21 protein-coding genes are annotated in these 22693 nt (G+C 60.3%); 12 read left to right on the top strand and 9 right to left on the bottom strand.

What is annotated here, in order from left to right; translation table 11 throughout:
• The first annotated feature begins 46 nt into the window (after positions 1-46).
• Positions 47-487 (top strand): GNAT family N-acetyltransferase, encoded by a 441-nt coding sequence (locus PQR67_RS20520; protein ID WP_408463124.1) that lies wholly within the window; start codon positions 47-49, stop codon positions 485-487.
• A gap of 86 nt (positions 488-573) precedes the next feature.
• Here PQR67_RS20520 and PQR67_RS20515 read toward each other — a convergent pair whose 3' ends face one another.
• Positions 574-1467: an AraC family transcriptional regulator gene (locus PQR67_RS20515; RefSeq protein ID WP_408463121.1), complete on the bottom strand. Its 894-nt coding sequence runs from the start codon at positions 1465-1467 to the stop codon at positions 574-576.
• Between the two features lie 160 nt (positions 1468-1627).
• Between PQR67_RS20515 and PQR67_RS20510 the strand changes: the two genes are divergently transcribed.
• Positions 1628-2407, top strand: coding sequence for an SDR family NAD(P)-dependent oxidoreductase (locus PQR67_RS20510; protein ID WP_408463118.1), 780 nt, complete (start codon positions 1628-1630; stop codon positions 2405-2407).
• 51 nt (positions 2408-2458) lie between these two features.
• On the opposite strand, the gene PQR67_RS20505 is transcribed toward PQR67_RS20510, so the two are convergent.
• The 4 genes from PQR67_RS20505 to PQR67_RS20490 all read right to left on the bottom strand — a co-directional run bounded on the left by PQR67_RS20505 (position 2459) and on the right by PQR67_RS20490 (position 6200).
• Positions 2459-3370, bottom strand: coding sequence for a sterol desaturase family protein (locus tag PQR67_RS20505; protein WP_408463115.1), 912 nt, complete (start codon positions 3368-3370; stop codon positions 2459-2461).
• Positions 3371-3481: 111 nt separating this feature from the next.
• The gene (locus PQR67_RS20500; RefSeq protein ID WP_408463112.1) at positions 3482-4198 is read right to left on the bottom strand and encodes a LytR/AlgR family response regulator transcription factor; all 717 of its coding nucleotides are present in this window, start codon (positions 4196-4198) and stop codon (positions 3482-3484) included.
• The gene (locus PQR67_RS20495) at positions 4186-5268 is read right to left on the bottom strand and encodes a sensor histidine kinase (protein WP_408463109.1); all 1083 of its coding nucleotides are present in this window, start codon (positions 5266-5268) and stop codon (positions 4186-4188) included. Before PQR67_RS20495 ends, PQR67_RS20500 begins: the two co-directional genes overlap by 13 nt.
• Before the next feature lie 71 nt (positions 5269-5339).
• Positions 5340-6200 carry a class I SAM-dependent methyltransferase gene (locus tag PQR67_RS20490; protein WP_408463300.1) on the bottom strand — a complete coding sequence of 287 codons (861 nt, stop codon included), beginning with the start codon at positions 6198-6200 and terminating at the stop codon, positions 5340-5342.
• A gap of 224 nt (positions 6201-6424) precedes the next feature.
• Between PQR67_RS20490 and PQR67_RS20485 the strand changes: the two genes are divergently transcribed.
• The 8 genes from PQR67_RS20485 to PQR67_RS20450 all read left to right on the top strand — a co-directional run bounded on the left by PQR67_RS20485 (position 6425) and on the right by PQR67_RS20450 (position 15149).
• The gene (locus PQR67_RS20485; RefSeq protein ID WP_408463106.1) at positions 6425-6934 is read left to right on the top strand and encodes a DUF1993 domain-containing protein; all 510 of its coding nucleotides are present in this window, start codon (positions 6425-6427) and stop codon (positions 6932-6934) included.
• A gap of 186 nt (positions 6935-7120) precedes the next feature.
• On the top strand, positions 7121-8290 hold the full coding sequence (gene ampC / locus PQR67_RS20480) for a class C beta-lactamase (protein ID WP_408463103.1): 1170 nt from the start codon (positions 7121-7123) through the stop codon (positions 8288-8290).
• A gap of 112 nt (positions 8291-8402) precedes the next feature.
• Positions 8403-8885 carry a cupin domain-containing protein gene (locus PQR67_RS20475; protein ID WP_408463100.1) on the top strand — a complete coding sequence of 161 codons (483 nt, stop codon included), beginning with the start codon at positions 8403-8405 and terminating at the stop codon, positions 8883-8885.
• A gap of 141 nt (positions 8886-9026) precedes the next feature.
• Positions 9027-9668 carry a DsbA family oxidoreductase gene (locus PQR67_RS20470; protein ID WP_408463097.1) on the top strand — a complete coding sequence of 214 codons (642 nt, stop codon included), beginning with the start codon at positions 9027-9029 and terminating at the stop codon, positions 9666-9668.
• 404 nt (positions 9669-10072) lie between these two features.
• On the top strand, positions 10073-11584 hold the full coding sequence (locus PQR67_RS20465; protein ID WP_408463094.1) for a sugar ABC transporter ATP-binding protein: 1512 nt from the start codon (positions 10073-10075) through the stop codon (positions 11582-11584).
• A gap of 19 nt (positions 11585-11603) precedes the next feature.
• Entirely contained in the window at positions 11604-12629 is a 1026-nt protein-coding gene (locus PQR67_RS20460) for an ABC transporter permease (protein WP_408463092.1), read from the top strand.
• A 112-nt stretch (positions 12630-12741) separates the two neighbouring features.
• The gene (locus tag PQR67_RS20455; RefSeq protein WP_408463089.1) at positions 12742-13683 is read left to right on the top strand and encodes an ABC transporter substrate-binding protein; all 942 of its coding nucleotides are present in this window, start codon (positions 12742-12744) and stop codon (positions 13681-13683) included.
• A gap of 167 nt (positions 13684-13850) precedes the next feature.
• Positions 13851-15149 carry an L-fuconate dehydratase gene (locus PQR67_RS20450; protein WP_408463086.1) on the top strand — a complete coding sequence of 433 codons (1299 nt, stop codon included), beginning with the start codon at positions 13851-13853 and terminating at the stop codon, positions 15147-15149.
• 359 nt (positions 15150-15508) lie between these two features.
• Here PQR67_RS20450 and PQR67_RS20445 read toward each other — a convergent pair whose 3' ends face one another.
• The 3 genes from PQR67_RS20445 to PQR67_RS20435 form a co-directional block, all read right to left on the bottom strand.
• Positions 15509-16111 (bottom strand): helix-turn-helix transcriptional regulator, encoded by a 603-nt coding sequence (locus tag PQR67_RS20445; RefSeq protein ID WP_408463083.1) that lies wholly within the window; start codon positions 16109-16111, stop codon positions 15509-15511.
• A gap of 278 nt (positions 16112-16389) precedes the next feature.
• Entirely contained in the window at positions 16390-16836 is a 447-nt protein-coding gene (locus PQR67_RS20440) for an SRPBCC family protein (protein WP_408463080.1), read from the bottom strand.
• Positions 16837-16974: 138 nt separating this feature from the next.
• Positions 16975-17676, bottom strand: coding sequence for an alpha/beta hydrolase (locus tag PQR67_RS20435; protein ID WP_408463077.1), 702 nt, complete (start codon positions 17674-17676; stop codon positions 16975-16977).
• A gap of 770 nt (positions 17677-18446) precedes the next feature.
• Here PQR67_RS20435 and PQR67_RS20430 point away from each other — a divergent pair.
• The gene (locus tag PQR67_RS20430) at positions 18447-20003 is read left to right on the top strand and encodes a methyl-accepting chemotaxis protein (protein WP_408463074.1); all 1557 of its coding nucleotides are present in this window, start codon (positions 18447-18449) and stop codon (positions 20001-20003) included.
• A 153-nt stretch (positions 20004-20156) separates the two neighbouring features.
• Positions 20157-21257 (top strand): lactonase family protein, encoded by a 1101-nt coding sequence (locus tag PQR67_RS20425; protein WP_408463071.1) that lies wholly within the window; start codon positions 20157-20159, stop codon positions 21255-21257.
• Positions 21258-21329: 72 nt separating this feature from the next.
• On the opposite strand, the gene zigA is transcribed toward PQR67_RS20425, so the two are convergent.
• Positions 21330-22529, bottom strand: coding sequence for a zinc metallochaperone GTPase ZigA (gene zigA / locus PQR67_RS20420; protein WP_408463068.1), 1200 nt, complete (start codon positions 22527-22529; stop codon positions 21330-21332).
• Positions 22530-22693: the final 164 nt, after the last annotated feature.

Genomic DNA, 22693 nt, shown 5'->3' with positions numbered 1-22693 from the left:
TTTTGTGCAAGAATCGGGACTCTCCCAACGAGGATGGAAAGTGGCGATGGTCGAGAATCACAATAAGAACCTGGACATCAGAAGGCTTGCCCCGGCAGAGTGGGCGGCAGCCTTTCCTTTGATCGCGCAACTACGTTCGCTTGATCGAACCGAGTTTCTCAAACGAGCAAGGCTGCAATCGGATTCTGGCTACGAGCTTGTCGGCGCCTTTCAGGGCGATACGCTGATTGGCGTGATGGGCATGAGGCCCGTCCACACCTTGGCACGCGGGCCACACTTGCACGTCGACGATCTCGTTATCGATGCGGCAATACGCGGCAGCGGCGCGGGTCGCGCCTTGATGGAATATGCGGAAACTGATGCGCGTGCTCGCGGCATGACTGCGGTGTTTCTCGACGCGCGGCCGGATGCGGTACCTTTTTATGAACGACAGAACTACGCGTTGCATCTCGCGCCGTCGATGAAGAAGGTTCTCTCGTCTTCGTGAAGCGAAACGGATTGCTGTTAGCGAACCAGAGCTGGACGCAAAACCGGGCAGTGGTTGGTTTCGAAAAGCTTCAACTTCCTGAAACACTAAGCCGTTGCAGTTTTCAATGTCGCAATGTCACGTCGTGGCGGCGCGCCAAACATGCGCGAATATTCGCGGCTGAATTGCGACGCGCTCTCATAGCCCACCTGATAGGCCGCCGTTTCGGCGTTGGCCGTTCCCGCCACCATCAGGTGACGCGCTTCAAGCAGGCGAAGCTGCTTCTGGTATTGCAACGGCGTCATTGAGGTCAGCGCCTTGAACTGCCGGTGGAATGCCGACGGACTCATTTGTGCAATGGCCGCCAGATCCTCGATGCGCAGGGTCTCGGTGAATTGGTCCCTTAACGCGTGGATGGCGGTAACGACTCGCTGCTCATGGCTGTTGGCCAGCACGACTCTCGCGACCTCGTTGCCGTGGGGGCCCGTTAGCATCCAGTAGCAGATTTCCCGCATGATCATCGGCGCGAGAATGGGAATAGCCTGAGGCGTATCGAGAGGGCGGACCATGCGAAGCACGCAGTCAGCGAGCGGGCCGTCAAAGTCGGTGACGAAAACGCCGTGCCCGAAATGGTCTTCCGGCGTGGGCGGCGTGTCGAGCGATGCGAGGACATCGCGCATGATGGCCAGGTTGAATTCGATCACAACGGCCAAGTACGGCTCGACCGGGCTCGCTTTCACCACCCTGCTGAATGCCGGCATCTCAACGCTGACAACCAGCGCTTGTCCTGCACGGTAGTCGTAACGCCTGTCGCCGAATATCGTCCACTTGGCGCCTTGAATGACGACGCAGAGGGCGGGTTTGATGATCAGATGAGTGGGATGTTTTTCATGATCCGACCGGAGGATGAGTAGCCCCTCAATGGCGGTCGCGAACGGGCTTTCCTTCCCGGCCTGCCTGTCTGTATAGCGTTTGACGCCTTCGATCAAGGCCTTTGACATAGGAATCCCCTTTGCGCTCACGTTGGTTCATGTTACTGCGTCTCGTAACGCGCGGTGCAAGCCCGGGCAGGATCAGGCAAGAAGTAGGGGAGTTAGGGCATTAAACCTCGCTGTGAGCCGGAATAAGCTTGCCTCCACACCTCTAACGTGGAGCGCAACAATGACAGCAGGACAATCAGCAGGCACCGTCTCGAAGATCGCAATCGTGACCGGAGGAAGTCGCGGCTTGGGACGCAATACCGTGCTCCACCTGGCGAGGCGCGGTGTCAATTCCCTGTTCACCTATCGCGCCAATCAGGCGGAAGCCGAAAAACTTGTCGACCTGGTGGCGCAAGAGGGGCAAAGAGCGATTGCGTTGCCGCTCGATACCGGCAAAGTGGCCACGTTCGACTCATTCGTGGAGCAGGCTCGGGCGTCGCTCGCCCAGTTGGGCAGCGAGCGTTTCGATTATCTCGTCAACAACGCCGGCACCTCGCATCACGCGCCGTTCGACCAGACAACCGAAGAGGAAATGGACAGTCTCTACAACGTCCATTTCAAGGGCGTGTTTTTTCTGACGCAGAAACTCCTGCCGCTGATCAATGACGGTGGCCGCATCGTGAATATCTCCTCGGGCCTCACCCGCATCGCTTTTCCGGGTAGTGCGCCGTATGCGTCCATGAAAGGCGCGGTCGAGGTTCTGACGCGCTATCTGGCGAAGGAGCTCGGTGCGCGTCGAATCGCGGTCAATACCGTCGCGCCAGGCGCAATCGCCACGGATTTCAGCGGTGGCATGGTCCGCGACAATCCCGAGATCGACAAGCTGGTGGCGGACGCGACGGCGCTCGGCCGTGCAGGCTTGCCCGACGACATTGGGCCTATGATCGCGTCGCTGCTGTCCGAAGATAATCGCTGGGTCAATGCCCAGCGTATCGAGGTTTCGGGCGGCCTGTCTATCTAGGCGTGAACGATCGGACACCTCATCGTTGGCTTTTACAGAGAAAACCTGACCCTATCGCTGTTCCAATCCGAAGGTGTCTGGATTTGCACGGCGCCTGAGATCTTCGGTTGTTTCCCCGTTCTGATCCGGCCGCCAGCCTGGCGGCTTGACGATATAGCCCGCTACCTCGCGCAGGGAGCGGGCGCTCAGGAGGTCGCGCCATAACGCGCGCCAATGAGTGAACTCGACGGTCAGCAGGTTGTAAGTCGTCATCGGCTGGACCAGACCGTAGCGACACGGTACGTCACGCCGTTCCGCGATGTAGGTCCCAAATAGCCGGTCGAATACGATCAGTACTCCGCCGTAGTTTCCGTCGAGGTATTCGAGGTTGGCCGCGTGATGCACGCGATGCGCGGACGGCGTGTTGAGAATCCATTCCAGCGGTCCGAGGCGGGGAATCCAGGTGGCGTGCAACCAGAACTGATAGAGCAGGTTGAGCGAAAGCAGCATCAGCACAATCCGGGGCGGCATGCCGAATAGCGGCGCGAGCACGAAGAACAGCGTTGAACCGGTAAGACGGCCGGTCCAACCGATGCGGTACGCGGCGGACAGGTTGAGTTGATTGGGTGCATGGTGGATGGCGTGAGTGCACCAGAACCAGCGCGTCCGGTGAGCCGTGCGGTGATACCAGTAGTAGCAGAATTCCTGACCCACGAAGCACGCCAGCCAGCCGCTCCAATGGTTCATCGGCAAGGTCCAGAGCCTGTGCTGCCAGAACCAGTGCATGGCGTCGCCCCAGAACGCCAGCGGCAGCAACCACTGCAACGGATACTCGCGGACGAGCAGATCGACCACCGAAACGCCGGCCGCACGCCAGTCGTAGTCGCGCCAGCCGCGCCGGAAGGAAAGCACCAGCGCCTCGGCCAATGAAGAGACGAGAATCAGACCGACGGAGAATTTGAGCAGGGTGAGCAACGCAGCCATGGCCGGAGCATCCTTATCGTGATGCTGGCCAGCGTAGGTTGAGGCTCTTCGATCCGCAATCGAACTGGGACGAGCCGGGTCCGCTGCGGGGTGGGTCGGGCGGATCGGCCGCTATGGCTGCAGGCGTTGCATCAGTGACTCCCTATACTGCCGGCTGCAGGAGACCTCGGCGCCGCTGCGCAGAATGACGGTGGCGTCGCCCTTTCCCCGTGGCCGTACGGTGAGCACGGCGGCCAACGCCACGGCTGCGCCGCGGTGCGTACGAACAAAGGCCGGGTCGAGGTCATTGAGCAAGGCGGCGAGCGTGCGGCGTATCAGCAGACTTTTGCCGGGAAGATGAAGGTTGACGTAGTTGTCGGCGGCCTCCAGCCATTCGATATCGGCGCAGCGCACGATATGCGTTTGCCCGCGCTCGGCGATCACCAGTTGGGCGGGCATGCCGACGCTCGGGCGTGCCGTGCCGCGCATCGATTTGCGCAAGCGCTGCACGGCGCGCGCGAGGCGCTCCGGCTCGACGGGCTTCAGCAGATAGTCGACTGCATGGGCGTCGAATGCCTGCAACGCGTACTGGTCGAATGCGGTCACGAACACCACCGCGGGCGCGTCTGCCGTTGTGTTGTCGGGCAGCGAGGCAGCCACGTCGAAACCGCCGACTTCGGGCATCTGTACGTCGAGGAAGATCACGTCCGGCCGCAGCTGTGCAGTCAGCGCCAGCGCCGTTGCACCGTTGGAGGCTTCGCCGACTACTTCGACATCGGGGAATGCGCGAAGCATGCGCAGCAGTTTGCTGCGGGCGAGTGCCTCGTCGTCGACGATCAGCACGCGCATGGCAGTGTCATCCCGGCGATCAGGCCGCCGCCCGGCCGCAGTTGCAATGTGAGACTCGCCTGCGTGCCGTACAAGGATTGCAGACGGTCCTCGAGGTTGCCTAGTCCCACACCGCGCCGCTCGGGGAGGCGCTGCAAATCTCCGTCGTCTTCAATCTCGATCCGCACATGGTTCGCGCTGCGCTGTATGCGTATCGCGATGTGCGTGAACGCGCTGCGTTGTTCCACGACGTGCCGGAAGCAGTTTTCCAGCAGCGGTTGAAGTCCGAGCGTGGGGACACGGCAGGCCTGCGCGGCGGCATCGACATCCCAGGAAATCTGGGCCCGGTCGGCGAAGCGCCTGACCATGATGTCCGCATAGGCGTGGAGCAAGGTCAGTTCGTCGGCGAGAGACTGTTCGGGATGCTGGCTCGCGTCGGTGGCCGCGCGCAACAAGGTCGCGAGGCGGGTGAGCAGCATGTCGGCGGTGTCGGGATCGCTGTGGATCAGCGACGAAATGGTGTTCAGCGCGTTAAAGAGAAAATGCGGTTGCAGTTGCTGGGTCAACTGGGCAAGTTGCGCCTGGCGCGCGAGGCTCGCCTGCTGTGCGGAGCGCAGCCGCTCGGCGGACCACGCTCTGTAGGAACGCAGGCCGAATTGAATACCGCCGAGCAATGCGTAGAACAGCACGAATTGCGTCACTTCGTAAGCGATTACCTCGGCCCACGGTCCGTGCCTGAACCTTACGCCGGCGAGTGCGTAGATGCCGATCCGCAATGCATACACCGCGGGGACGTAGACGACCAGTTGCAGCGGCATCCATGTCCAGACGCGGAGAAACCATTGCAGCGGCTGGTTGAGCAGACTGTCGAAGCGGTCCGCGCGTCTCCTCTGCATGACTGCCAGCACGGTGGCGCCAAGCGCCGACGAGCCGTTGTTGACGAGCGGCTGCCAGACAAGCAGTTTGCCGCTCCACAAAGATTCCTGCATGCCAACCGCCAGCATCAGCAACCAGAACGCAATCCAGAGCCATAGCAGGCGCCGGAAGCGGGGCGCTGGTCTCGGTTCGCCGACGAGGTAGCTAGTATTCACTTGGCGGGCTCATTGCTGGACTATTGCTGGCTCAGTCGTATTGTCATGTTGGTCGAAAAGTGTGCAAGCCGTCAGGTATTGGCGACCAGCAGTTCCTCGGCATGGTTCGGCGGGCGCAGACCATCTGTCCTGCCCGCGAAGTAGCGCTGGGTAAGATCGGCCGCGGAAACGTGCCGTGCTTCTTTAAAGCCCGCATCATGGGCGAGCGTCAGGATATCGGGCGGGGTGAAGAAACTGAGGAACGGTGTGCCGCTTGCTCGCGCGCCTTTCTCCGCCATCTCGAGCCCGGGACGTACTTCAGGGTCGGCCATCTCGAGCGGCAGCAGGAACGTCATGGCGAGTGTCGATCCCGCAGCGAGGGCCGCGACTTCGCGCAAGGTGGCCATGTTCGCCTCCTTCGTGAGATACATGCTGACGCCGGTGGAGACCACGATTGCAGGCTTGCTGTTGTCGAAGCCGGCGCTCACCAGTTCGTCTCGCCAGGAACCGCCCGCCTCGAAATCGACCGGCACGAAGCGCAGCCAGTCCGGCACGCCGAAGCCGAGCTCGATCAGACGTTGACGCTTCCATGCCTGAGGGCCTGGCGGGTCGACTTCGAACACCGTGAGGCGCGACGCGATCTCCGGTCTGCGCTGCGCGAAGGTATCGAGGCCCGCGCCGAGAATGACATACTGGGTCACCCCGCGGCCGGCTTGTTCCGCGACCAGATCCTCAATAAAGCGGGCTCGTGCCACGATTGACGCGCGAAAGGGCCGGGTGAACTGCGGATCCATGTCTCCGCGGCTGCGCCAATCCTCGCCCGGGGCCAGCAGCTTGAGGCCGACTGTGTCTTCCAGCACGTGCGGCGGCGAATCAGCCTCGACATGCAACGCGCGCCATAAGGCGACGCGTGCTGCTGTGCTGTCTGGCGCTGCATCCTGCTTGTCGTTCATGAGGTTCAATCCTGTTGGTTGGTTTGTCCCGGTCTGAAACGCACCTGCCAGTACTGCAGCCTGTCGTATGGCTGCAGTGCGTCCGCGCATGTGGTTCCGCGAAGACAATGGTAATCTTCCGCCGCTCCAGTCAACAAGTTTCATGACCGGCCAGACATTGAACCGACCGGCGCGGTACCTTCCGCGCCGGCATCCCACATCCCACATCGATCGAAAGAGTGACCATGACAAGTTCCATCTACAGCGCATCCGTCCCGGTTTTCAAGCAAATGCTGACGGCATTGTCCGAGGTGCTGAAGAAAGCCGAAGCACACGCGACCGAAAAGAACATCGAGCCGAACGCGCTGCTGCAGGCGCGCCTGTTCCCGGATATGTTCCCCCTCGTGCGTCAGGTGCAGATCGCGGCCGATTTCGCCAAAGGTATCAGCTCGCGCCTGGCCGGCGTGGAAGTGCCGTCGTGGCCCGACACTGAAGTCACATTTGCCGACCTGCAAGCGCTGATCGCCAAGGCGTTGACCCACATCGGCGCACTCGAAGCCGCTCAATTCGACGGTAGCGAGAACAAGGAAATTGTGCTGCGCCCGGGTACGCCGAAAGAGAAGAAGCTGGTTGGCAGCGCCTATTTGCAAAACTATGGCCTGCCCCAGTTCTTCTTCCACGTGACGACGGCCTACGCGATTCTGCGCCACAACGGCGTCGAAATCGGCAAGCGCGACTATATGGGTTCTTACTGATCGTCGGCGCAGGGGGCGGGCGAGCTAGCGGCAAAGGTGGAGGGGCATCGTATGTCAGGCGAAAGATTTTCTTTCCCCCTGGACAAGATATCGTCGATAGTCGGTGCGTGCGCGAGCACGCATACTCCTGCCTCAGTGAGCCCGCCCGGACTTCACCCCCTGCGCCAGAATTGATCTATTAGGGACATGAACTTCAGAGCCGTCAGCGTTATCGCAACAACCCTCCTTGCGTGTGCAGCCACGCCCGTTAGTCACGCGGCCGACGATCAGCAAGACAGAATCAGTCAGACCGTGACGCGAGCCATACAACCGGTCATGGCGAAAGACAACATCGCCGGCATGGCAGTTGGAATCGTCGACGGGGACAAACACTACGTATTCAACTATGGCCTGGCGTCGACGGAAACGAGGCAGCCGGTCACGCGCGACACCTTGTTCGAACTGGGTTCTGTCAGCAAGACATTGACGGCGACGCTCGCCTCCTATGCGCAGGAGAGCGGTTATCTATCCTTGTCGGATCCGTCGGGCAAGTATCTCCCGGCTCTGCGAAATAGCGAGTTCGGCAAGGTCAGTCTTCTCAATCTGGGCACGCATACACCCGGCGGGCTCCCTTTGCAGGTGCCCGACGCGATTCGCAACAACGACCAGTTGATGCAGTATTTCAGGCAGTGGCAGCCCACCTATGCGCGCGGAACCTATCGGACGTATGCCAATCCCGGCATCGGCGCGCTCGGCCTGATTACGGCAAAGAGCATGGGGCAGGAATTCAGCGCGCTAATGGAAAATCGGCTGTTTCCCGCGCTCGATATGAAGCGCAGCTACATCAACGTTCCCGCTGGTGCATTGAACGACTACGCTCAGGGCTATACGAAACAGGGCGCGCCGATCAGAATGGCACCCGGCGTGCTGTCCGATGAGGCCTACGGCGTGAGGACCACGGCTGCCGACATGGTCCGTTTCGTAGAGGCCAACATGAATCTGATCCCGTTGGATCCGACACTCCAGCGTGCGATTACGAATACCCACACGGGATACTTCAAGGCCGCAGCGATGACGCAGGATCTGATCTGGGAACAGTATCCGTATCCCGTCAAGCTGCAGACGCTTCTGGACGGCAATTCACCGGCGATGATTTTCAACGCCACGCCGGTCACTGAAATATCGCCACCGCAGGCACCTCGCGAAGACGTCTGGATCAACAAGACGGGGTCGACCAACGGTTTCGGCGCGTACGTCGCATTCATTCCGCAGAAACGGCTGGGGATCGTCATTCTCGCCAACAGGAACTTCCCCATTGAAGAACGGGTAACCGCCGCATACCGGATTCTCACCTCGCTGGCCAACGACAAACAATGACCAGGACCCTCTCCGATGAAAAGCGCGCGCTGCATTGCACTTCTTCTTCCTGCGCTCATGTGCGTTGAACCCGTCCGCTGTTATCGACCGTAGTCCTTAAGGAGAACAACCGATGAGCCGCCCGGATTTCATCAAACACTGGACTGAACTGGAAGAACCGGATGCGCATTCCTATCGCGGCGATACCGAGAAAATGGCGCTCGACGCGCCGCTCTCCGCCGCACTCGGCATCACGCGCATCGGCATTCATCATGTGAGGCTTTTGCCCGGCCGGCGAACGTCCTATCCACACGCTGAAAGCACCGAGCAGGAGTTTGTGTACGTGCTCGAAGGCCAGCCCGATGTCTGGATCGACGGCGTGCTGCATTCCGTTGCGGAAGGTGACTCTGTCGCATTTCCGGCCGGTACGGGGATTTGCCACACCTTCATCAACAATACGAAGGACGAAGTCAGGCTGATGGTAATCGGCGAACGTCCGCGCGACGACAACCGCATTCGTTACCCGCTCAACGAAGCGCACGAACGCACCCGCGCGGACCGCTGGGTGGACTGGCCCGTAAGGCCGCTCGGAGACCATGACGGGATGCCGGACTGAACCTTGTGCGGGGTGACTGCTTCAGTTGATGTCCTGAGCACGGCCCTGCAAAGCCTGGCGATTCAGGCTAGGCTACCGCGTGGGCCGTCTATGCGTCGTTCCGAGGCGGCCGTGTCACAGGTCATTCCCGTCAGGAAAGTCATGAAACAACAGCTAACAATCGATTTTGTCTCCGATATCGCCTGCCCGTGGTGTGCGATCGGCCTGTCTTCGCTTGAGCTTGCACTATCGCGCTTGAGCGATTCGGTCGACGCCCAGGTCAGCGTGCATCCCTTCGAACTGAATCCGGACATGGGGCCGGACGGCGAGGCCATTGTCGATTATCTCGGCAAAAAATACGGTCGCACGCCGGAGCAGATCGCCGAAACGCAAGCCATGATCCGCGAGCGTGGCGCGAGTGTCGGTTTTGACTTCGGCGCGCGTACGCACGTCTATAACACCTTCGACGCGCACCGCCTGCTGCATTGGGCCGGTCTCGAAGGCAAGCAGCTACCGCTCAAACTGGCGCTACTGCGGGCCTATCATTCCGAAGGCAAGGACCCGAGCAATCACGAAGTCCTGGTCGAAGCGGCCCAATCCGTGGGGCTCGATGCCGGCGAAGCCAATGAGGTGCTGCGCAGCGGCGCCTATGCCGACGAGGTTCGTGCGGAAGAGCGGGAATACCAGGCGAAAGGCATCCAGTCGGTACCGGCGATTATCTTTAACGGCCGCTATCTGGTGAGCGGCGGCCAGCCCGTGGAAACCTTCGAGCAGGTCATTCAGCAGATTCTGGCCGGAGCGTAACCGGGCTTTCCTGCGCTCGATGCGTCACGGATTATCGTCCTTAAGCCGCATTCCGCCTGGCATGACAGGCGCGAAGCGGCCCGAAATGAACACAAAGGCCGACGCAAAAACAGACATCAAACCAAACGTCAAATAGTGGGAAGACGGCGCGCAAACCGTTCGTACCCGATATTAGGGAATGCCTAATTGAGCCGCCGCCATTCAGCGGCGTAAAATCGTCGCACATCGATTTGAGGGCACCAGGCAATGTGTCTGGCTTCTCGTTGCGATTTCGGCCGCGATTTCGGCCGCGATTTCTGCCGCACTACCCGGCGACGCCCGGCGCGGCGGCGTCCGCGGCTTTTTCGACCCGCTCCTCCCCATGCGGCCGGCGGCGCTCGCGGCATTGCCGTGCGATCCGCGCCATGACCCCGCTCATTTCCGTCAGGAGACTCAGCAAGCGCTTTCCCGGCGTGCGGGCGCTTCACGAAGTCCAGCTCGAGCTTATGGCGGGTGAGGTTCACGCGCTGATGGGCGAGAATGGCGCCGGCAAGTCGACGCTTATGAAAATTCTCGCCGGCGTCTACACCCGCGATACGGGCGAAATCCTCTACGACGGCCAGCCGGTCGAGTTTACGAGCCCCCGCGAGGCGCAGGCCGTGGGCGTCGGCATCATTCATCAGGAACTCCAACTGATGAATCATCTGAGCGTCGCCCAGAATATCTTCATCGGCCGCGAGCCGCGCGGCCGTCTCGGCCTGTTTCTCGATGAAGACAGGCTCAACGCGCAGGCGCGCGACATTCTTGCCCGCATGCATGTGAATCTCGACCCGCGCGCGCTTGTCAGCGCCCTGACGGTGGCGAGGCAGCAGATGGTCGAGATCGCCAAGGCTTTGTCGTTCGATTCGCGCGTCCTGATCATGGACGAGCCTACCTCCGCGCTTAACGAAGCCGAGATCGCCGAACTGTTTCGCATCATTCGCGAACTGAAGAGTCGTGGCGTGGGCATCATCTATATCTCGCACAAGATGGATGAGCTCAAGCAGATTGCCGATCGCGTTACCGTGCTGCGTGACGGCGAATATGTGGCCACCGTGACCGCGAAAGATACCAGCGTGGAAGCGATCATCGGCATGATGGTCGGTCGAACCTTGACCGACGTCGCGCCTTCTCACGGTACGCCGCACCAAGGCGAGCTTGCGCTCGAAGTCAGGAATCTGAACGCCGGCCCGCTCGTCAGAGACGTGAGTTTCGCGCTGCACAAAGGCGAAATACTGGGCTTTGCCGGCTTGATGGGCGCGGGCCGCACCGAGGTTGCGCGCGCGGTGTTCGGCGCCGATCCGATCGAATCGGGTGATATTTCGGTGAGCGGCGTGAGGGTAACGATCAGGAATCCGAGCGATGCGGTGGCGCGCGGTATCGGCTATCTCTCGGAAGACAGGAAGCGCTTCGGCCTTGCGACCGGCATGAACGTCGAGGCGAACATTGTGATGTCCAACTTGCGCCGATTCCTGTCGTTCAACTTTTTCTTGCGCCGCGCCGAGATACGCCGGACAGCCTCGCATTTCATCAATCTGCTCGCCATTCGCACGCCCTCCGCGACGCAGGAGGTACGGCTTCTCTCGGGTGGCAATCAGCAGAAAATTGTCGTGGCGAAATGGCTCGAACGTGACTGCGACGTGCTTTTCTTCGACGAGCCGACACGTGGCATCGACGTCGGTGCCAAGAGCGAAATCTACAAGCTTCTGCGCTCGCTCGCCGGGCAAGGCAAGGCGATCGTGATGATCTCCTCGGAACTGCCGGAAATTTTGCGTATGAGCGACCGCATCGTCGTGATGTGCGAGGGCCGCATTACCGGCGAACTCCTCGCCACGGAGGCGACGCAGGAGCGCATCATGCAACTGGCGACGCAGCGCGAAACCTTAAAAGCGGCGTGAGCTAGCAGAGGTCTATTTCATGACACAGCCATCGGACACGTCGGCGCTGGGTAACAAGGAGAGGCCCTCAAGCCTCAGAGCCCGCGTCTTCGCGCCGACCGCCCTGCAAAAACTGCTGGCCTTCGGGAGCCTGATCCTGCTGCTGGTCTTTTTCAGCTTCGCCTCCCCCGCGTTCATGCAGATGGACAATATGCTCGGGATTCTGCAGGCGACGGCGGTCAACGGCGTGCTGGCGATCGCCTGCACGTTCGTCATCATCACCGGCGGCATCGATTTGTCTGTCGGCACGTTGATGACCTTCACGGCGGTCATTTGCGGCGTGTTTCTGACCTACTGGCATTTGCCGATGTGGACCGGCGTGCTTGCCGCGATCGGGACGGGTGCGATCTGCGGGACTATTTCCGGCACCCTCACGGCGAAAATGAAAATACCGCCGTTCATTGCCACCCTGGGCATGATGCTGTTGCTGAAGGGCCTCTCGCTCGTCGTCTCGGCCGACAAACCCATCTATTTCAGCGACACCGAAAACTTCTACCGGATCTCGCAGGACTCGCTGATCGGCTATCTGCTGCCGAGCTTGCCCGTGCCGAACGCGGTCCTGATCCTGTTTTTTCTCGCGATCGTGAGTTCGATCACGCTTAACCGCACGGCACTCGGCCGCTATACCTTCGCGCTCGGCAGCAACGAAGAAGCCGTACGGCTTTCCGGCGTGAATGTCGACCGGTGGAAGATTGCGATTTACGGCCTGGCCGGAGCCATTTGCGGCGTCGCCGGGCTGCTGATCGCCTCGCGTCTGAATTCAGCTCAGCCGGCGCTGGGCCAAGGTTATGAACTCGAAGCGATCGCCGCCGTAGTCATCGGCGGGACCTCGCTGAGTGGTGGCGCGGGCACGATTCTGGGCACAATTATCGGCGCGTTCATCATGAGTGTGCTGACCAACGGTCTGCGCATCCTGTCCGTCGCGCAGGAGTGGCAGATCGTGGTGACCGGACTCATCATCATTCTCGCGGTCTATGCCGATATTTTGCGGCGCAAGAAAAGCTGACGAAGGCGAGCGCCACGCTGGACAAGATCAAAGATCGAAGATCAAGAAAAGGGAGCGCCGAAGGCTCCCCCAACGGCTGAAGGTTGATGGCCCACTTAGGAGGAGAAACCCCATGTTGAAAAGAAGACTAATCGGTGTCGTGGTCGGCGTTGGCGCGCTCGTTGGCGGGGCGAGTGTCACGTATGCGCAGGACACCTACATCCCGCTGATTTCGAAAGGCTTCCAGCACCAGTTCTGGCAGGCCGTCAAAGCCGGCGCGGAGCAGTCGGCCAAGGAGCATAACGTCAGGATCACCTTCGAGGGTCCGGAAACCGAGGCCATGGTCGACAAGCAGATCGACATGCTCTCGGCCGCGCTCGCCAAGAAGCCCCAGGCGCTCGGCATCGCCGCGCTCGATAGCAAGGCGGCCATTCCGCTGTTGAAGCGGGCGCAGGCCGCCAAGATCCCTGTCATTGCGTTCGACTCCGGCGTCGACAGCGACATTCCGCTCACCACCTGCGCGACCGACAACGTTGCCGCGGCCGCGCTCGCCGCCGACAAGATGGCCGCGGCGATCGGCGATGCGGGTGAGGTCGGCCTCGTCGTGCACGATCAGACGAGCCGCACCGGTATCGATCGCCGCGACGGCTTCCTGAACGAGATGAAAGCAAAGCATCCGAACATCAAGATCGTCTCAGTGCAGTATGGCGGCGGCGACCACCTGAAGTCGGCGGAAATCGCCAAGACGATGATTCAGGCCAACCCGAATCTCAAGGGCATTTTCGGCGCGAATGAAGGCTCGGCGGAAGGGGCCGCGATCGGCGTCAAGGAGTCGGGCAAAAAACTCGTTCTGATTGGCTACGACTCCGGCAAGGAACAAAAGGACGACATCAATTCCGGCCTGATGTACGGCGCTATCACGCAGAACCCGGTGGGTATCGGCAAATGCGTGGTCGACTCCGCCGTGAAGGCGCTGAAGGGCGAGAAGCTGCCTGGGAAAGTCGACACGGGCTTCTACTGGTACGACAAGAGCAATATGAGCGATCCCAAGATCGCCGCCGTGCTCTACGATTGACCGTCGCCGCGAGGCGCGTGGACAGAAGAGGAGGCGCGACGCTTCCTCTTCTTTTTGCGCCGCGCATTGGAGGGCGGGAATGTGGCCGCAACGAGGCCGTGTGAGCACACGGGGCTCCCTTTGCTCATAGGCTGAAGTCGATCGCTGTCGAACAGGAGGGTGTTCAGATGCCCACGATCACGAAGCTGTCCGTCCGGGATATTCGGTTTCCAACCTCGCGTTCACTCGACGGCTCCGATGCGATGAACGCCGCGCCGGATTACTCCGCCACCTACGTGACGCTCGAAACCGATGCGCCGAACGGGCTCACGGGTCACGGCCTCACGTTCACCATCGGCCGCGGCAACGAGATTTGCGTGACGGCGGTGCAGGCGCTTGCGCCGCTGATCGTCGGCAAAACGCTCGAGGATATCGCCGCGAACATGGGCGCTTTCTGGCGCACGCTGACCTCGGATAGCCAACTGCGCTGGATCGGTCCGGACAAGGGCGCTATTCACCTGGCGACGGCGGCGCTCGTGAATGCGGCCTGGGACCTGTGGGCCAAAGCGCAAGGCAAACCGGTGTGGAAACTGCTCGTCGACATGAGCCCCGAAGAACTTGTGCGTTGTCTCGACTTCCGCTATGTGACCGATGCGATCACGCCGCAGGAAGCCATCGCCATGTTGCACCGTCATGCGACAACCCGGGGCGAGCGCGAAAAGGAAATGCTGGCGCACGGCTATCCGGCCTACACGACGTCGGCCGGCTGGCTCGGCTACGACGACGACAAGATTCGCCGGCTCGCGCGGGAAGGCGTCGCGCAAGGCTGGACGCACTTCAAGCAGAAGGTAGGCGGTAATCTTGACGAAGATATGCGCCGGGCTCGCATCCTGCGCGAGGAAATCGGCGAGAACCGGAAGCTGATGATGGACGCGAACCAGGTGTGGGATGTCGATGAAGCGGTCGCGAACATGCGCCGCCTCGCGCAGTTCGATCCGTGGTGGATCGAGGAACCCACGAGTCCCGACGACATTCTTGGTCACGCCGCGATCCGGCAGCGGATTCGGCCCATCGGCGTCGCGACGGGCGAGCACTGCCATAACCGAGTGATGTTCAAGCAGTTGCTGCAGGCGCAGGCGATCGACTTCTGTCAGGTCGATAGCTGCCGGCTGGGCGGTCTGAACGAGGTGATCGTGGTGTTGCTGATGGCGGCGAAATTTGGCGTGCCCGTGTGCCCGCATGCGGGGGGCGTCGGCTTGTGCGAATACGTGCAGCACATTTCACTGTTTGACTATATCTGCGTGTCGGCGTCGCTGGAAAACCGGGTGCTCGAATACGTGGATCATTTGCATGAGCATTTTGTCGATCCGGTTGTGATTCGCAGCGGCCGTTATATGCCGCCGCAACGCGCCGGTTACAGCATCGAAATGCATGCGGCGTCGCTCGATCAATATGACTTTCCTGAGGGGCCGGCCTGGCGGGTATGAGAGGGTACGCGCGGGGACCTTGTTCTTCTATTCGATGCTGGGTCCCGGGCGTATACACGGCGTGACCCGCTCGTCATCCTGCTGATTAGCAGGGTGCGTTGGGTATGCTGTTTCAGGTAGCATCGGTTCCAATATATGGGTTCGATTGTCTCGTCGGCGAGGTTGGCCACGCGATCGTTGAGCCACAAAAATTAGAAGCCAGAAACCTGAGAGAACCCTGAGAGAAACCAATAAGAGCCCGGAAAACGCGTGCAAAACCGGCGGGCTCTACATAAGAAAAGCATTCGGCAACGCTTGTTCGCATGATTAACCGGTACGACTGGTTCGCGAGCGCTCCTCCCGCGCGGGAAGAGCCGCGCTTACCGGTCGCCAGGTTGGGTGATGCCGTTAGAGAGTTGCTTGAGCCACAGGCTCATCAAGCCTGCCCGTCCCCGTACGCCGTATTTGCGGAAAATCCCGGTGATATAGGAATGGGTGGTCGAGGCGGCGAGACCAAGCCGCTCGGCGATCTGTTTTTCGGTCGCCTCGGTCAGCAGTAGTTCAACCACCTTGCGTTCGTGCGGCGCAAGGACAGACAACAGCGCCGCGGGCGCGGCCTCCCGGCGACGGAGTTCCGTCACGTCGCGGGCTACGCCGACGCGCAGCCGCTCGTGCTCCAGCCAGCGCGCTGACCACGTGACGTAGACGTCGTTGCCATTCTTATGACGATAGCGGTTCTCGAAGCCTACGCGCTTGCGGCCGGCCAATACTTCCTTGGCTTCCTTGCGCGTGGCGTCCTGATCGGCCGCGACCACAAAGTCGATGATGAACTGATCGACGAAATCGCCCGGTGCGTAGCCGAATATATCCTCGCACGCAGGACTGGCGTGGCGTATACGTCCTTGCTCACTCACGAGGAAGATTGCGTCAGGTGAGAAATCCGCGGCAGTGATGACAAGGTCGTCGATGAGTTCGCTTTTCATGGCCGTGTGCTGACTCCTGCGCCTGCGGATTGCGCTTGTGAGATCCCCATCGCGTGATGCTTGAGAGATGGAAAGCAGACGGAAAGCAGGCAGGGTTGCCGGGACAGCGTAACGCGACAAAAATATCCGGTCAATTTTGCCTGGCATGCAGCCGAATTCATTCAGTCACTGAAAAAATTTCCAGTCACCGGCCTGCTGACCCGTGAACGCTGGCAGTTTGATCCGGCCCGAACAAATGAACTGCGCGCCGGCGATGGCGCGCAACGCTGTGGGTGTCGTCAATCGGGGATCACGGGCTCCACGAGCCTCGCCAACTGAACGAGCGACTCCTGCCAGCCGAGGTAGCACATCTCCACAGGAATGACCTCGGGCACGCCTTCTTGCACGATGGAGAGTTCTGTTCCGCAGGACACCTGCCGCAATGAAATGGTGACGTGCATCTGGCCGGGCAGGTTCGGGTCGTCGAATCGGTCTGAATAGCGGATCTTTTCGAACGGCACCAGTTCGAGGTACTCGCCGCCGAACGAGTGGCTATGGCCGGTGCTGAAATTACGGAAGGACATCTCGTGGGTGCCACCCACGCGGGCATCCATGTGATGGACCTGACACGTGAACCCGTAGGGCGGGAGCCACTTTGCTATCGCATCAGGTTCGAGGAAGGCTCGATAGATGCGTTCGGGAGTAGCGCGCAAGACGCGTTGGAGACGGACTGTTCCGGTAGTCATGGTGTGCCTGCCTTTCAGTGAAGGGGGTGAACATACCCCAACGACGCTTCGGCAACACCGGTCTCGACACAGGTGGAGACCAGGAAAAACCCGTAGACGCCAATGCGTTTTGCCCGCTACCGATCGGTCACAGAGACTTCACAGACTCTTCAGGGCCTCAATCGCGGCCTCGTCGATCAACGCTGCAACCTCGGCAGGCCTCGACGCCAGTGAGGCATGACTGGCCGCGAGCGTGATGATTTTCCTTGCGCCCAGCCGTGCTGACATCTTCGCCTCGTTCGCTGGCGAGATCATTCTGTCTTCGCTCGAAATCTGGTACCACGATGGTTTCTTTTTCCACGCGGGTGCCGTGATCGTGTTGCCAAACGTGCTGGCGAGCGGCGCCTTCTGTGTCACCGCCATGACCAGACCTTCTTCCGGCGTCAGGTCCTGACAGAAGCTCTCATGAAACTTCTCTGGCTTGACCCATAGATAGCCGTCGCTGTCCGGGGCGAGATTGGCTGCGGCAACGGGAGGGCTTTCCTGAGTGATGCCGCCGGGGCTTTCGCCGGCATCGGGCGCAAACGCCGCGATGTAGACCAGTCCGACGACGTTTGGAAGATCGCCTGCTTCGGTGATGACCGCGCCGCCATATGAATGACCGACGAGCAGCACCGGGCCGTCGACCTGCGCAACCATCTTCCGGGTTCGTTCGGCGTCGTCCGCAAGCGAGGTCAATGGCATTTCGACCGCGCGTATCGACGCATATCCCTTGCGTGACAATTCGATGATCACTTTGCTCCAATGAGCGGCGCCGCCCCAAAAGCCATGCACGAGGACGACCGTAGGTTTGTTGCTCATAGTGTGACTCCGGGTTCCATATCCACAAAGACATCCCGCCGGTTGTCATTGCCTCATGCGATCCGCCGGCGCTTCGGATCGCACGTAGAAAGCCGCAGTGCGGATGCAGCGCCCACAGACGGTCAGAGCGAGCCGATTGACGGGCAGTGCCCAGCATTTCCGTGGACCGCAGGTGACTTGCATTAGGAGTATTGGACGAAAAACGCCCGTTTGCTAAGGCGAAATGCTAAATGCGTGCTGACACGCAGTCTGGCGGGGCGGGATGGCTGCTGTCCTGTCATGCTTCGCAGAAGTCGGTTGTTCTGAACAATGACGTAGGCAGGGAAAACGTTGAGGGTTCCTGAATTTTAACAAGTGGCATGAGCATCGTGCACGACCACGAAGGCCGACGGTGAACCGTCTGTGTCGGTCGAGGAAACCGATGGGATCGGGAAATTATTTTCGTGAATCCCATGAAGTTCAAGATATCAGACATCCCATAACATGGGATGTCATTTGGGCCGCAACAACGTGATGGCAAGGCGCAAGTTTGATGAATGAGAGAAGCAGCGGAAATCACGCATTCGTTATTTTTCAAAGGCCAGTCTGAATTGTATGATAACGTATATCAATAAATTGGGACGAGGATCGATCGCGCCGCGATTAGACATACCGCTTGTGGATCAGCGCAGCGCCATCGTGCGTGCTGAATCTTGCGAGATCGAAGTCTCAGGTTTCAGTTGTTGATGTCGTAAACAGATAGACAATAATGGCCAACGGGATCGGTAGGCATGCGTAATTTGACAATAAGACATAGTCTCCTTGCCGTGCTGCTGCTTTTCGCGGGCATGATTCTGATCGGCGGCGTAGTAGGGGTGCTGGCACTGGGCCGTTCCAATGACAACGCCCGGCGTCTGCACGACATTGCCAGCCAGGAAGTGCTGGTCAACGATGCTTATAAAGACTCCACGCGCACCCGCGCGGCGCTGACGCGTGCTTATTCGGCATTGAAAGAGCGCAATGACGAAGTGACCCGCGATTCGGCGCTCAAGAGCGCGGCCTCGACATTGGAGCGTGCGGCCCGCGAAACCAGTATGTTTCGTGATGCTGATAAATTTTCTGGGCAAGACGACGCGCTGAAGCAAAAACTCGTCGATTCCTCCAATACCCTGGCCACGATTCTGCAGACGGCGTTTGCGGCCTTGCAGCGGGGCGATACGAATACGTACGTATCGATCAACGACAAAGACATCACTTCGGCCGGCGTCGCCTATTCGGCCAATGTCGAGAAGTTCCAGAACCTCGCCGAGACACTCGCCAAGGATTCGGCCGCGCAAGGGGACCGTGAATACACGTGGGTCGTCACGATGGTGGCGGCGGGGGTGGCACTGGCCCTTGCGTTGATCGTGGCCGCGCATTTCGCTTTGCGCAAGATCGTGGTCCGTCCGCTGCAGCTCGCCTCTGATTTGCTCAACCGTATCGCAGGAAACGACCTGACGGTATCGATTCCTGAAGGCGGCAAGAGCGAGTTGGGCCAGCTATTTACATCGATGTCACGGATGCAGGCGGGTCTCGCGAGGACCGTATCGAATGTGCGTGTGAACTGTGAAGCCATCCACGGCGGCGCGCGCGAGATCGCTGCCGGCAACCTCGACTTGTCGAGTAGAACCGAGCAGCAGTCCGCATCGCTCGAAGAAACAGCGGCAAGCATGGAAGAACTGACTTCGACGGTCAAGCAGAACGCCGACCATGCCCGTCAGGCAAGCAGGCTCGCAGCCAACGCGGCAGACGTCGCGCAGCGAGGCGGCAGCGTCGTGCAGCGGGCAGTGCAAACGATGACCGCAATCACAGCCAGTTCGAACAAGATCGCGGAGATCACCGGGATGATCAACAGCATCGCATTTCAGACCAATATCCTGGCCTTGAATGCGGCGGTCGAGTCCGCGCGTGCTGGCGAACAGGGCCGTGGCTTTGCCGTCGTCGCCGGTGAGGTGCGCACGCTCGCGCAGCGCAGCGCGGTCGCGGCACAGGAGATCAAGACGCTTATCGCTGCATCCGTCGACGATATCCGTGATGGAAATGAACTCGTTGTTCAGGCCGGGCAGACCATGAGCGAGATTGTGGGCGCGGTGCAAGGCGTCGCCACCATCATGGCTGAGATTACCTCGGCGACAGTCGAGCAGAGCACCGGCATCGAGCAGGTAGGGCAGGCGGTCAGCCAGATGGACCGGGTGACGCAGCAAAACGCCGCGCTTGTCGAGGAGGCTGCCGCCGCCGCGAGCGCACTTGAGCAGCAGGCGCAATCCATGACGGATGCCGTGTCGGCATTCCGCCTCAAGCCGGCCTGACCCGTATCCGTATTCAGTAAAAAGCATCCACCGCACACGCGCCGTGGCGGCACTGTGCTGCCTATCGGCTGCCGCCTTTCCGGCAAGGCTGGGCGGTGGGATGCGCAATGTTCATAGCCGACGGATTCAACATCATTTCAACGGAGTGTCACGATGAACGTTAGGGCCAGCCTGATAGCGGCAAGCATCCTGTTTGCGGGTGCGTTGGGAGTGAATGTATCGCAGGCTGCTACGTACGCCTACGTATCGAATGCGGACAGCCAGGACATCTCTGTCTTCCGCCTCGACCAATCGAGCGGTGCGCTCGCCGCAGTCGAGACGGTGCCGGTTGGGGGCACCGTCATGCCAATGGCCCTTTCGCCCGACCATCTCCGGCTCTATGCCGCGTTGCGCTCCAAGCCGTACAGCGTGGTGAGCTTCGCGGTCAACCCGCTCGACGGCCGGCTGATCGAGCTTGGCAGGGCGCCGCTTGCGGAGAGCATGGCTTATGTATCGACGGATGCGAGCGGTCGCTACCTCTTTTCCGCATCGTATGGCGGCAACCTTCTGGCGGTGAACCGGATCGGCGCGAATGGCGTGGCGGGCGAAATCCTGCAAACCATCAAGACGGGCCCGATGGCCCACGCCATCCGCAATGCGCCTGACAACCGTTATGTTTTCGCGTCAGTGCTCGGCTCGGATGCGTGGTTGCGTCTGAAATTCGATGCGTCAAATGGTCAACTGACCGAAGACGCCACGCCCGCCTATTCGTTGCCGGAGAAGTCGGGGCCACGCCACTTTGTGTTCTCGACGGATCATCGCTTTGTCTATCTGATCGATGAGCTCGATGGCAAGCTGCATGTGCTCGCTTTCAATAGCACGCGTGACACGGTCAAACCCGTCCAGACCGTTTCCATCCTGCCGCCGGATTTTTCTGGTGACAAGCCGTGGGGGGCGGACGTGCACGTCACACCAGACGGGCGCTTCCTGTACGCCTCTGAGCGCACGTCCAGTACGCTGGCAGCCTATCGGGTGAACGCGAAAACGGGTGAGTTGACGCGCATCGGCACGTATCAGACAGAAAAGCAGCCGCGCGGCTTCAGTATCGATCCGTCGGGCAACTATCTGCTGGCAGTCGGTCAGCTATCGTCAAACATGAGTGCTTATCGCATCGACGGCAAGTCCGGCGCGCTCTCCGCGATTGGGCAATACCCTGTGGGTAAGGGAGCGAACTGGGTCGAGATCGTTGAGTTCGCGGGAACCAATACCCAGTGAGATTGCCGATGCACCATGCCAGACGAGCCCGGGCAAGTTCCCTTGCCGGGCCGTGGGCATGTCTGCTGCGTGTCATTCTCGAAGCGGTGTCCAGTCCGGAAACGGGTCGGGAAAGTTACGCCACGTGGATTCCGAATGGGTGAGTTCCTCGTCGCTCAACAGGCAGACATCGAACGACGCGCGTAACGACGCTTCGTCCATGCCCGTGCCGATCAATACCAGCTCCTGTTGGCGATCCCCAAAGCGCCCATCCCAACGGCTTCGAATCATTGCTTGCGCCTCGGAGTCCTGCGGCCACGATTGCTTCGGCACGGCCGCCCACCACGTCCCCGCGCGCCCATGCCGCGAGATCGCGCCGGCCTGTGACCATTCGCCGACGGCGTGATTGCGCGACGCGAGCCAGAAGTACCCTTTAGATCGCACTACGCCGGGCCATTCGCACTGAATCCAGTCGAAGAAGCGCTTCGGGTGGAACGGGCGGCGAGCGCGATAGACAAAGCTGGTGATGCCATATTGCTCGCTTTCAGGAATGTGCTCACCGCGCATTTCCTTGAGCCACCCGGGCGCCTCAGATGCGGCCTCGAAGTCGAACAGACCCGTATCGAGGATCCGGTCGATCGGAACCTGCCCGAAGCGGCTTTGCACGATCGCCGCCCGCGAGTTGAGCACGCGCAGCACACCCTTGAGCTGATCGATCTGATCCGCCGTCACGAGGTCTGTTTTGTTCAGAACGATCACGTCGCAAAACTCGATCTGCTCGGTCAGCAGATCGACGACCGTTCGCCGGTCGTCTTCACCCATGGTCTCACCCCGATCGGCGAGGAAATCGTGCGAACCGTAATCGCGCACGAAATTGTAGGCGTCGACGACTGTGACCATTGTGTCGAGGCGCGCGACATCGGCAAGACTGTGTCCTTCTTCGTCGCGGAAAGTGAAGGTCTCGGCAACCGGTAAGGGCTCCGAAATCCCCGTCGACTCGATCAGTAAATAGTCGAAGCGTTTTTCCCGCGCGAGGCGCTGGATTTCGATCAGCAAATCCTCTCGCAGGGTGCAGCAAATGCAACCATTGCTCATTTCGACAAGCTTTTCGTCGATATGCGAAAGCTGGCTGCCACCGTCGCGGATCAGTTGGGCATCGATATTGACTTCTGACATGTCGTTCACGATCACGGCCACCCGCTTGCCTTCACGGTTATTCAGGACGTGGTTCAGAAGCGTGGTTTTACCTGCGCCGAGAAAGCCGGACAGCACGGTGACAGGGAGCTTGTGCATGGGGGAGGAGCCTCGAGACGATGAAAGGCAAGGCGCGCGGATCGGCGCGGCCCGGTTGATTTGCCATGTTATAACATAACACGAACAAGGTGCTCAACCGGATTCCCCAAGCCTCCTGCGTAGCCGGTATTTCGCAAGGGCCCGGGCGATCGCGTGAATGTGAC

The organism is Paraburkholderia fungorum (assembly GCF_046026025.1).
Taxonomy (GTDB): Bacteria; Pseudomonadota; Gammaproteobacteria; order Burkholderiales; family Burkholderiaceae; genus Paraburkholderia; species Paraburkholderia fungorum_E.
The sequence above is the reverse complement of the archived record's forward strand: the minus strand, read 5'-3'. Positions and strand labels throughout refer to the sequence as shown.